9 protein-coding genes are annotated in these 11,850 nt (G+C 32.9%); 3 read left to right on the top strand and 6 right to left on the bottom strand.

Annotated features, from left to right (window positions below):
* Nucleotides 1-69 precede the first annotated feature (69 nt).
* The 6 genes from CCPUN_RS04445 to CCPUN_RS04420 form a co-directional block, all read right to left on the bottom strand.
* Complete coding sequence (locus CCPUN_RS04445) at nt 70-1,128, bottom strand: hypothetical protein (protein ID WP_133282367.1); 1,059 nt, start codon at nt 1,126-1,128, stop codon at nt 70-72.
* A gap of 119 nt (nt 1,129-1,247) precedes the next feature.
* Nucleotides 1,248-2,930 carry a methionine--tRNA ligase gene (metG, locus tag CCPUN_RS04440; RefSeq protein WP_240034359.1) on the bottom strand — a complete coding sequence of 561 codons (1,683 nt, stop codon included), beginning with the start codon at nt 2,928-2,930 and terminating at the stop codon, nt 1,248-1,250.
* A 278-nt stretch (nt 2,931-3,208) separates the two neighbouring features.
* Nucleotides 3,209-3,757, bottom strand: coding sequence for a dTDP-4-dehydrorhamnose 3,5-epimerase (rfbC, locus tag CCPUN_RS04435; protein ID WP_133282366.1), 549 nt, complete (start codon nt 3,755-3,757; stop codon nt 3,209-3,211).
* A gap of 167 nt (nt 3,758-3,924) precedes the next feature.
* Nucleotides 3,925-4,377, bottom strand: a complete 453-nt coding sequence (locus tag CCPUN_RS04430; RefSeq protein WP_133282365.1) for a hypothetical protein — start codon at nt 4,375-4,377, stop codon at nt 3,925-3,927.
* Between the two features lie 530 nt (nt 4,378-4,907).
* Complete coding sequence (locus CCPUN_RS04425) at nt 4,908-5,678, bottom strand: cell division protein FtsQ/DivIB (RefSeq protein WP_133282364.1); 771 nt, start codon at nt 5,676-5,678, stop codon at nt 4,908-4,910.
* Between the two features lie 55 nt (nt 5,679-5,733).
* Nucleotides 5,734-7,263, bottom strand: a complete 1,530-nt coding sequence (locus tag CCPUN_RS04420; protein WP_240034358.1) for a sodium:proton antiporter — start codon at nt 7,261-7,263, stop codon at nt 5,734-5,736.
* A 218-nt stretch (nt 7,264-7,481) separates the two neighbouring features.
* On the opposite strand from CCPUN_RS04420, the gene CCPUN_RS04415 reads away from it, so the two are divergent.
* The 3 genes from CCPUN_RS04415 to CCPUN_RS04405 all read left to right on the top strand — a co-directional run bounded on the left by CCPUN_RS04415 (nt 7,482) and on the right by CCPUN_RS04405 (nt 11,771).
* Nucleotides 7,482-7,910 carry a YcxB family protein gene (locus CCPUN_RS04415; RefSeq protein ID WP_240034357.1) on the top strand — a complete coding sequence of 143 codons (429 nt, stop codon included), beginning with the start codon at nt 7,482-7,484 and terminating at the stop codon, nt 7,908-7,910.
* Between the two features lie 110 nt (nt 7,911-8,020).
* A complete protein-coding gene (locus tag CCPUN_RS04410) occupies nt 8,021-9,832 on the top strand; it encodes a peptidylprolyl isomerase (protein ID WP_133282362.1) in 1,812 nt (603 codons plus the stop codon).
* 679 nt (nt 9,833-10,511) lie between these two features.
* Complete coding sequence (locus CCPUN_RS04405) at nt 10,512-11,771, top strand: hypothetical protein (protein ID WP_133282361.1); 1,260 nt, start codon at nt 10,512-10,514, stop codon at nt 11,769-11,771.
* The last annotated feature ends 79 nt before the right edge of the window (nt 11,772-11,850 follow it).

Below are 11,850 nucleotides of genomic sequence, written 5' to 3'. Positions count from 1 at the left end.
CATTTGATGATGATTAAATTTTCTAATAATTCCAATATGACCATTTACCATATATCGTAATGCATAGTACTAGCCTGGATATGAAGTAAAAAATGAGTCTCCTCTATATGCTTTTCCATCATGTTTATGGTCTAGTCTAGTGGAACATTCAGGAATAGGGCATCGGCTTAATGCGGGTAAACGTATACTCATTCCAATTTGTAGTAAAAAACCACTTATTTTATGAGAAACAATAGGTGGATTAAACATGATTGCCTCTTCTTGTTCATCTATGATTTCTATATCTAAAATTTGATTACTCATACAATGGCCATAGGCAACACGGATACTCCAGTTAACGTAACGAGAAATTTGTTTTTCCCATGTAGCCCCGATATCAAAATTGAAAAAATACATCCAATTGTAGATTGTCCCGAATTCAGTATGTCTGAACATACATGGTGCTAAAGTGCTATCTAACAATAAAGCATAGGTATTACTTTCACATATTTTATAACCTAAAAGAAACAAAGGGGAACAGCTAAAATAATAAGATTTGGGTGGGGTATACATCAATGATTTATTTATATCAATTTTATCTTGGCTATTGCTGTTTATTAAGGTATCTCCATATAGTTCTCCGGTCATATTTTTTAAAAAAGAATATTTTATACCCGCACCAACACCAATCCTTAACTGTCGAAAATCCGTTGACAAAAAAAGCTGGGTAGAGATCGAAATACCTTTCCCTGTAAAATACAAAATCTGTTTATCATCAAATAAATTGTCAGAAACCTCTTTTAAACTTTCATTTGTATTAAAATAAATAGAAGGCGCATGATACCAACGTATACAGTATAATGTTTTATTATTATCTGGATTAATTGGAGTATTGAACTGTAACTCATTACTCTTTCCAGAAGGTTGCATGCCAGAGATGCCTACTTTGTATGTGTCTTGTTTTACAAAAAAACTTCCATGTAGTCGAACCCTACTCCAAAAAGGACCATTAGCCTCATAAGCATGCAATGGTAAAATAGAAGCTACTACAGACCATATGCAGAAAAATAATATTGAAAATAAATTCAATCGATTAATAATTAGATTGCTACTCAATGTGCTGAATGTTAATAGTACGTACATCTCCATTCCTGGACATACATATAATACAATATTATTTCACGAATTAAATATGTAAAAAACTAACCTGTAAAGTGGAAAAAATCCGATTAAGTAGGAGAACCATATCATTTTTCCAATGGGTTTATTTAAGTGTTTTGCAACTTTTTTCGTTGTGTTTCAATAACGCTATCCTCAATCTTTTCAAATAATAATTCTGGTAATTTCAATGGATCCCCAGGCTTTAACAGATTAGCCACATTAATATTATCCCATCCTATTTCTATTAAACCTAGCATATCTGCCATTTTATTACTGGTTTTGGGTAAAAAAGGCCTGATCAGTAATGTTACAGTAGCTATTAGTTGAAGGGTAACATTTAAAACAGATCCCGTTAATTCTTTGTTAAGTTTTATCAAATTCCATGGTGCCATTTCTGTTAAATACTTATTACCCAATGTGGCATAACTCATGCATAATTGCAATCCTTCTTTAAATTTAAACTGTTCTATAGCATTGCCGACTTCTACAAATGAAGCATTGAGTGTTTTAAATAGATTATGTTCATTTTGACTCGAGAAATTTCTAGGAGGAACCTTTCCATCAAAATAAAGATGTACGAGACTAAATGTTCTATTTACTAGATTACCTATATTGGCTACAAGTTCATTATTGTTTTTATCTTGAAAATCTTTCCAAGTAAAATCACTATCCTTATTTTCTGGTAAAATGGTACAGAGCACATAACGCAATACATCTTCTTTATCTTGAAAATCTTCTAAATATTCATGCAACCATACTGCATGATTTCTAGATGTAGAGAATTTTTGACCTTCTAAATTTAGAAATTCATTAGCAGGCACTTGTTTAGGAAGAATAAAACCCTCATGTGCCTTAAGCATAACGGGAAAAATTATGCAGTGAAAAACAATATTATCTTTTCCCAAAAAATGCACCAATGTGGTATTCGGATCTTTCCAAAAAGGTTCCCAGTCTACTTGTTTGGCCGCTGCCCACTCTTTGGTTGCGCTAATATAACCAATGGGTGCGTCAAACCAAACATAAAGTACCTTATCTTTACCTTCTGGTAATGGAACAGGAATACCCCAAGACAAATCACGTGTTACAGCTCGTGGTTGTAATCCTTGATCTAACCAACCTTTACACTGACCATATACATTGGTTTTAAATTCTTTATGTTCTTTTAAAATCCATTTTTTAAGCCATGTTTCATATTTATGCAAAGGCAAGTACCAATGTTCGGTTTTCTTGAGGATTGGTTTCGCTCCACTAATAGCTGACATGGGCTCAATAAGTTCTTCAGGGCTCAGTGTACTACCACAAACTTCACATTGATCTCCATAGGCATTCGGATTCGTACAATGGGGACAGGTTCCTTTGATATATCGATCAGATAAGAACTGATTATAAGTAGGATCATAGTATTGCTCTGTTTCATGCACTTCAAAAACACCTTTTTTGTGTAATTCTTTGAAAAAACTTGAAGCAGTTTCATAGTGCATGGAAGAAGTAGTTCTGGAAAAAATATCATAACTGATACCTAACCCTTCCAAAGCCTTTTTATTCAGTGCATGATACTTATTTACCACCTCTTGTGGAGTAGAGGATTCCTGTTGTGCCCGAACGGTTATGGGAACACCATGTTCATCTGAGCCACTAATAAAAACAACGGATTTTTTTTTTTGTCTTAAATAACGCGCATATATGTCAGCGGGAAGATGTGCTCCAGCAACATGGCCTAAATGAATAGGACCATTTGCATAAGGGAGCGCAGCAGTGATTGTATATCTTTTTTTAATATCCATTTGCATAATATAAATTTTCTTATTGTTTTTGCATAAGATAAACTCTTAATGCATCAATAGCTTTTTATAACAAATATATAAGACTTTTTGAGTTTTTCGCTACATATACAATAAAACCTCCACCAAACAAAGATGGCCCTTGTAATGCGTGTAACATAAAAAAAGAAGCAACGCTTCAGGTACACTATGTTCTGTATACAACATATATTATTTTATAACTGATTTACAATTAAATATAAAATGAACAGTAAAAAATTTGGTAGCACATTTCCTTAATGTCGGTTTTAAAAATTGTATATAGCATTTTGTAATAATGGAAGCTTTGCATCTTTTTCTGAAATGATGCTAGGAGTAGCATATTTTTCCCAAGGTATACGTAGTGTAGGGTCCTGAAAGTGGATACCCTGTTCTACATGTGGATGGTAATACATATCACATTTGTAACATACTACCGTATTATTTTCTAATGCTATAAAGCCATGGGCAAATCCTTTAGGGATAAAAAGTTGGTGTTGGTTTTCTGAAGAAAGAAAAAATCCCTGCCAATGGGCAAACGTCCCCATTGCTGTACGTAAGTCTACCACAACATCCCATATAGCACCATGTACTACATACACTAATTTTGCTTGTGCATAAGGTGTTAATTGGTAATGCAGGCCTCTTACAGTTCCTTTTTTAGATAAAGATCTATTTTCTTGTACAAAAGAAACATCCAAGCCAAATTCATAAAACCGATCTTTATGATAAGATTCTAGAAAATATCCTCTTGAATCGCGGTGGATGGTAGGTTGAATAAGTAGGAGATCTGAAAGATGTTGTTTTTCTAGTTTCATATAGTATATAAAATAAAAAAATACTAAAATAGTATCCATTCAGCTGTATGGCTTCTATAGCTGAGTATACAGTGAATGGATACGGATTAAACCAATATTAAAATGTAAAATTGGTAAAATTGGTAAAATTGGTAAAATTTACTAATTCATAAGATTATTTTACGCTCTTATTTGTCTTTTTTTTTCTTTCTCTTAAGGAGACGTTTAAAGAAACCTGGCTTGTTTTTCTCTTCCCCTTTTGCTGGTTTTATTTCATCATCCTTTTCATCACTTTGTACTGTTGAGTCATTTTTTTCTGGTTCTATTTCATCATCATCACTCTGTTGTACTGTTGAACCATTTTTTTCTGGTTCTATTTTGTTTTTTTTGATTGATCTAATATGATTTGTGTGTTTTAGTTCTATTTTATTACCATCATCTCCATTATTATTAGGTTCTATATTTTCTTGTATTATTGTTGTGTCACCTGAATGATTTGTATGAACAGAAGGAGCAGATGTCTTAGGAGTTGTTTGTTTATTACTATCGGTTGGTTCTTGAGTAGGTGGTTGGCTGAGTGGCCTTTGGTTAGCTGTTCCAGGATTGCATCCATATGGTGCTGCTATGACAGATAAAAGCATAAGAGCCATTAATTTTTGGTTAACGAATAACATAAAATTAAGAAAAATGAGTTTAAAAATTAAAATGCTACAATTAATAATTGTAAATTAAATCAATCAGATTTTCTCAAAAGAGTCAAATTGATTTATTATAGTAATAAACAGATTTTCCTATTTAGCTTTTAGTGACTCCATGAGCTAATAGGATTAGCTTTATGCCTTCTATAAGTTGTTTGGGAATAGTTGATATAATACATGTTTTTGTTTTTTGTTTTATTTAAGTCAGATTATTTGCTGCTATCAAATCCTATCAATATCTCCAATCAAGCCCAAGGGTCTTATTAAGGTAATTTTTTGTCAAATATTTACCATGTTTAATATTCCTTTCAATAGATATAGTAATAAAAAAATAGTCCGTATGCAAGTGGGCTCGATTGCATTTGTTTATGTGCGTAGCTGGATCTGTACGGTAGTACTAGGATGGGTTAATTTTGCTATATTTTTTTCTCAAAATGTCAGTTCAGGATTTAAAAAAATCTTTGGATGTATCATTATTCACATACTAACTGTTGCTCAAACTCAAGATTTACACGTTTATAGGCATGCCATCCCTTATAGGGGATAACCTGGCTATAAAAAAGTAGTAGCTTGTCAAGCTTTGGATGAATGTTTTGAGCTCTTCCAAGTTCTATACGATGATTTCCGATCTGGGTACCAAGTACGATTTTATCATGCTCATCTACCTCTAAACTGGTAACCTGGCGTGACAAAAATGGATGTTCATAAAGTGCATGCAATAGACCTAACAATTCCTTTTTACAAAATTGTTTCCCGTTTTTTTCAACAGCTATGTTTTGAAGGTTTCCACCTACAATCAATAACCGTAGCAATAGAAATTCCTTTATTACTATTAAATCACCATATTCATCAATGTATAAATGTGTATGATTAGGCTTAGATGTATCAATAATGCGAGCAATGAGATACTTGATTTCTACAATAATTTTTAAACGGCCAGACCAAGTTTTATAGATTAATACATCTTTTATAAGTGGCTGACTTTCTAATTGCTTTTTGATGCGATAGGAATTAATCTTATTCAGTGGAGTACCTATCAAAGGAATTTCATGTGTAGACTGTATCCAGTGCAATAGCACCTTTTCTGTTACAAACGACTTCTGATTGTTCTTTTTTATTTGTATATCAATGTTTTTACAGCATATAGATTGATATTGTTTATCTGCAATCAGTAGCGATAGACATAGGCACAAGGTTAAAAAAAAAGCAAGTATACTTTTTGCTATTTGAGCGATTTTCTCCATTTACTAACCATAGATAAATCAAATTTATTTGGTATTAATGACTTAGAAGCCTAACCTAAGAGGAACAACTAAAGAATATTAGCCAAACTATAAAAAGTATAGGTAATAAAATAGGTATGGAAAATCGGAATATATAATTCCCAAAAGAAGGCATTTTTATGCCTAGTTGTTCAGCAATAGATTTGACCATAAAGTTAGGACCATTACCAATGTAAGTCATAGCACCAAAAAAAACAGAAGCAATAGAGATAGCCTTAAGGCGGATGATGGAATGTAGATATATTCCTTCCCCTGCATAAGCTTGTACATCTGTTAATAGGGCAATATTAGCACCTTGTGAAGCCATGCTAGCAGCTGTAAAGTTTAAATAGGTAGGTGCATTATCCAAAATAGAAGAAAAAAATCCTGTTCCCCAGTATAATGTATTGGGCGTAATAAGTTGTTTTCCATATTCAGACTGCGCCAATGCACCAATGAGTTCAAGTGCTGGTATCATAGTACCAAAAATACCTATGAAAATAAGACAAACTTCATTTAGCGGTTCGAAGTTAAAATCATTCAATGCCAATACCTTCTTGTCTGCTGTATAAAAGGAAAGTAGTGCAACTGCCAGTATAATCAATTCACGCACAAAGGAAATATTATGGCCATGGTAGTCAATTGCAGGTACCCATGGTACAATCGTTGGATCTAGGAAGACCGCACCGATTATTATTGCTAGCCAAAACAAATTTTTACTCCCCTTTATAGATATAGTAGGTTTAGTAATGAGATGGGTCTGCTCTGATACAATCTCTTGCTGATTTTTTCTATCAAAGAAATAAAAAATCACTAAAAGCATAGAGATAGCTACAACCCAAGGTACAGCATTATGTACCAATGTCCATGTAAAAGGAACTCCCTTAATAAATCCCAAAAATAAGGGAGGGTCACCAATTGGCGTTAATGCTCCACCTACATTGCTGACTATAAAGATGAAAAAGATAACATGATAAACGCCGATACGATGCTTGTTTAGCCTTAAATAAGGACGGATAAAAAGCATAGAAGCTCCTGTAGTACCTATTAGGTTAGCAAATATAGCTCCTATAGCCAATAAAATACTATTTACCAATGGAGTGGCTTTTGTATGCACTGCAATTAATATACCCCCAGTTGTAACATATAAAGCAGTAATTAAAGACATAAATTGTATGTATTCTGCTGCTGCTTCTATTGGTTTAATCTTATTTCCTAGAAAATAGTAATAGTAAAATATAACAAAACCAGCTAAAAAAATGGATATTTTAGGGTAATGTTTGTGCCAAAAATGCGTAAAAAAGAGGGGGCCTGTGGCAATCATTAATAATAAAACAACAAAAGGTATGGCCAACCAAAGTGGGGGAAGCGTTATGGTAGCAACTAAATGGTTTGCCTGATCAATCGATGATTTTTCTGTAAGCGTAAGAGGGACTTCTTTATTAAGCATAGGATATGTAGCACCAATAGTATAACATTTGTGTACAATACAGTGATAAATTGACAACAATAGTGCACAAGTCTTTTTTAGATAAAAAAACATTAATGGCTGAAAATTAATAAGCATATAACCTCTTTTTAAGCTGATAACGGAATAAAATAGTCGTTAAAACACAAACAATATACTAACATTCTAGCTAAAAATCACTATATTGGCTAAGTGTCTTACATAAAGTGTTATGCTTTCCTGATTATAGATCAGGTCTTTTTTAAGATTTAGTGATTATTTGACTTGATATTATGATTGTCAAAACGAAAAAGTACAAAATACCAAGTACGCTGTATATGAGACTTGGGATACAAAATATTTTGCGTACCCAGTGGTGGATTTTTCCATTAATAATGCTTTTTATGAGTGGTACATTCTTCATAAGAACAATTTGGTTCATACTAGGTGCTATTATATTCTTTATTTTTTATCTGCTCTTTTGGGTCGTTCAATTTTATGGACTTATCCAACTGGAAGAGAATCGCCCTCTGTTTGACAGGGTAATGTATGAAATTAATAGCCAATATTTCATTATACAGTTAAATCCTAAACATGGCATGCCCATACCATGGGCAGATTTTATTAAGGCATATAAAAAAAAAGAATATTTCTTGTTAGTTTTGTCTAAAGTTCAATTTTTTTATATCCCATTCAAGATTCTTAATGGAGATAATGAAATAAAGTTTTTGACAACAATACTGCAACGCAAAGGATTGTTAACATAATTGTTTTTTATCCAGTGTAATTGAAATCATATTTACTGTTTTACTTTGGTAATTAATACAAAAGTAAAACAAAGGTATATGGTATAATGGGTTAAATTTTATTTTTTTACATGGCGATTATTGGAAATATAAGAACTAAAATAAGTAATACTTTTGTAGCCATAGCAATCTGTTGTTTGGTAGCTATACTACTTAGTAGTGATCTAGGACAGGTGATTGCCTATTTTTTTAATGCAAATCACAGTCTCAGCACTGGTACGGTAGGTGGAAAAAGCATTAGCTATGTTGACTATCAAGAGCTTTGTGATATACACTTTGCTAGAAACTTTAAAAGCCAGGGAAAGCAGCCAACGGAAGCAGAAATCATACGTTTCAAAGATCATATTTGGCGACAGCTTATTGAAGATATAATCTATAAAAAGGAATTAAAGAAAATTGGTATGGCAGTAGGTACTGATGAACTGGTTGATTTAGTTCAAGGAGAACATATTGATGCGAGTATTAGCGCTAGTCCTATTTTTCAAAACCCTGCAACGGGGTCTTTTGACAGACAAAAGTTGCTGGACTATTTAAGTCGCCTATCAGAAAATGGGCAAGTAGAATGGTGTCAGCACGAAAAAGATTTTGTAGCTAAAAGAGTAAAAGATAAACTCATTAAATTGATGCAAAAAAGTTGTTTTACTACTACCTTAGAAAAAGAAAAGATAGCGCAACGTGATAACATGTTTTGTAATGTAGATTATCTCTATATCCCTTTTAACTCAATTAGCAGCGAGTTAGTTGCTCCTACTAAGCAACAACTTCAGGAATATATGAATGCGCATAGAAACCACTATAAAGCTACTGAAAGTAAAACCATTAAATACATTACTTTTCCAGTTCATCCTGATGAAAAAGACCATGCTACATTTCAAAAAGAATTAAATGCCATTTTAGCTCAATTTTCTACTACGTCAGATCCATTTGTTTTTGCTAAAGAAAAAACAGACGGGAAGCTTCAAGACACTTATTTAACCTGTGCAACAGATGAGCTTCCTGATGCACTCGCAAAAATAAAGCATACGCTTCAAAAAGGAATGGTAGTAGGACCTATTAGGGATGAAGGACTATTTATTTTTTATAAAATTAATGAGATAAAAAGAATAGAGGATACTTGTAATTATGACATTGCTGTAATTCAAAAAAAATCTACGATCAGTGATGCTACACGTAATAAACTTTTTAGAAAAGTGAATCATTTTGTCTCACAAATAAAAAAAGTATCAGATTTTGATGAATTAGCTAAAAAAGAACATATAAGGATTCAAAAAGAAACAATTAGTCCATCTGACTCATCTATTGGTATATTTCCTGCTCGAGAAGTAGTATGTTGGCTGTATACTGCAGCTTCTATAGGAAAAATTTCTCCAGTATTTGATTTAGGTGATGCATATATGTTAGCTATGATGGTGAATCAGACAAAAGAAGGGGAGTTGTTACCGCTAGATGTAGTGTATAGTGAAGTATACTATAAAGTAGTAAATCAAGCAAAAGCCGAAATTATTATAGATAAAATTAAACAGATTAATGCAACTACCCTGCAAGATATAGCAGAAAGCTATGGAGAAAATTTAACCATACACTCTATAGATGCTTTACATTTTTCCAAAAAAAATGATATAAATGTTCAAAATGCTAAAGCTTTTATAGGAAAATGTTTTGGGCTAAAACCAGGATCTATAAGTGATCCAATTGTGGATAATGAAGGTGTTTTTATTGCTTGCGTAAAAGATATCCAGTTAGTAGAACAAGAAAAAGCATCAGAGGATCCATTCGATTCTATTACAAAAGGACAAATAGATCAAATCATGCAGAATTACTATATTGGGAAAGCTATGGAGGAGTTAACAAAGGTTACAGATGAGCGCTATAAGCACGGGTAAAATACTTGCAGTTGATCATTGGACGTCTTTTGAAATGAACTTAATCTTAGCTCTCCATGTATTATATATTCGTCAGAACTTTCACAAAGTAGTCCCTAATTGATATTTTTGTAAATTATAGTTATGGTTAGTACAAATTATTGTACTGCATCATGAAAGATACCACGAGATACACTTACTGTAACACATTTTTATGCATTTTTAACAAATATATTTTTTGAAAAAAATAAAAATGTTGCTTATATGAAAAAAATTACGTAATGTTGAAATGCACCTTAAATCGAAGTGCCTTAAGGCCAGGTAAAAGCTAAAGTTGTGTTCATTCCTTACTTAGTTTTTATTCCCCTTAATATACTTGATTGTTTATTTGTGCTTTTGTAGCATTTACAACTGCATATGTGAAATAAGATATAAGTAGTAATTTTACTTTTTTTGAGTATTTAAAATGTGTTTATCAAGGTTTTTTTATACGTTATGGGTTTTACTTACAATCTGTATACCCGTATTTGGCAAGCAGGTTTGTTTGACCAGCACTTCCTTTCAATGGATACGTGATCACAGCCACTTCCCAACGTTTGTCCATTTTTTTGTAACTCAGCCTCTACGAGCAGAAGTAATAGGCTACGAACAATTTAGGCAGCATTGTAGAGAGATACCATTTAAACCCTATAGCTTTGCTATGAAAAACTTGAAATTACCTACTCGCGATTGCCATGTAGGTCACTTAGATTATCATGAAGTTTTATATGGATTATCCACATTACGTCATATAGATGAAGTTACTAACCTAGTAGGCAGTATAATAGTAGATCCTACCCAACAGCCGATTTTAGAAAAAGACCTTCGTGACCTCTATGCACAATATGTATCCACTGCCTATGAAGCATCTACTCATGAGGTAGATTACATGGATAACTACCTTTCCTATGTAAATCAGTTTCTTCATAAGAATAAAGAAAAGCTAGATCAGTATTTAATGGACATGTGTAGATTCTACGGCACTAACACATTGCCTTTTAATACCATTAAAGTATATGCTTGTAGGCCGAGTTATACCAAAGAACCTGGCACTGGTGGAAGATCATTTGCTATCTATAATCATATATTTTTAGATACAAATAGGTTCCCCTGTTGCGATGATTGTAAACGAAGCCGCATAAGCACTGTGTTGCATGAAGTAGCTCATATCCTCTATCGGCAACAAGATGATAGCGTACAGTATGCTATAAATCGTGCGTTTAGAGCTTCTACTTCTCCTTATGCAGGGTTAGCACATCATTATTTTAATGAAGCATTGGCTACAGCCATACAAGGCTATTTTGAAGAAGTGGTAGACCATAAAACGAATGCCATTTTTACAGGATACAATAATCGTTACATACAAGAATTTGCCCATATCTTACTGCCTATGGTTAAAACCTATATGCAAAAAAAACGTTGTCTAGATGTAGCTTTTGTACAGAAGGCTATCCAATTGTTTGCTTCAACTTTTCCGAATAGTAAATATGAGTTACCGCTTTTTGGAAAAGGAGGTACTCCTGTGCTTATGTACAAAGAATTTGATGGAGACGAAATATTTAATATAAGTCATGTGGCACTACAATGCAATAGATTCCAGGTAGCATTATTAGATGATACTAAAGAAATAATGGAGGATATGCGAAGCACGGATCACTATGCCAGCAGTCCTATATTTTTTACATTGAAACCACAAGAGGTGCCCATGTTAGAAAATATGGTAAAAAAGAATCCCTATCTCAAACAGCTCTCAGCAGTACAACGTGCCTTTGTTGGGCAAGAACCCGGCGTTTATATAGTACGCACCAAAACAGGACGCCCATATCTATTCTTTGTAGCTGATAGTTTAAAAGATATTGAAACATTGTTTGAAAAATTAGAAAAAGAAGCTATTTCTGACAAAGAAAAATACTTACTGTAAAATCTAATAACCATATGATCAACTCTAAACACTTTAAATTATTATCATTCCTACTACTACTCTTCCTATGTCAGTCATG

It is taken from the genome of Cardinium endosymbiont of Culicoides punctatus (genome assembly GCF_004354815.1).
GTDB lineage: Bacteria > Bacteroidota > Bacteroidia > Cytophagales > Amoebophilaceae > Cardinium.
The sequence above is the reverse complement of the archived record's forward strand: the minus strand, read 5'-3'. Positions and strand labels throughout refer to the sequence as shown.

Excerpts from the sequence above, each read along its gene's own strand:
- CCPUN_RS04405 (WP_133282361.1), top strand. The coding sequence starts at position 10,512 with ATGAAAAACTTGAAATTACCTACTCGCGATTGCCATGTAGGTCACTTA.
- CCPUN_RS04430 (WP_133282365.1), bottom strand. The coding sequence starts at position 4,377 with ATGCTTTTATCTGTCATAGCAGCACCATATGGATGCAATCCTGGAACA.
- CCPUN_RS04420 (WP_240034358.1), bottom strand. The coding sequence starts at position 7,263 with ATGCTTATTAATTTTCAGCCATTAATGTTTTTTTATCTAAAAAAGACT.
- CCPUN_RS04415 (WP_240034357.1), top strand. The coding sequence starts at position 7,482 with ATGAGACTTGGGATACAAAATATTTTGCGTACCCAGTGGTGGATTTTT.
- CCPUN_RS04445 (WP_133282367.1), bottom strand. The coding sequence starts at position 1,128 with ATGGAGATGTACGTACTATTAACATTCAGCACATTGAGTAGCAATCTA.
- rfbC (WP_133282366.1), bottom strand. The coding sequence starts at position 3,757 with ATGAAACTAGAAAAACAACATCTTTCAGATCTCCTACTTATTCAACCT.
- CCPUN_RS04425 (WP_133282364.1), bottom strand. The coding sequence starts at position 5,678 with ATGGAGAAAATCGCTCAAATAGCAAAAAGTATACTTGCTTTTTTTTTA.
- metG (WP_240034359.1), bottom strand. The coding sequence starts at position 2,930 with ATGCAAATGGATATTAAAAAAAGATATACAATCACTGCTGCGCTCCCT.
- CCPUN_RS04410 (WP_133282362.1), top strand. The coding sequence starts at position 8,021 with ATGGCGATTATTGGAAATATAAGAACTAAAATAAGTAATACTTTTGTA.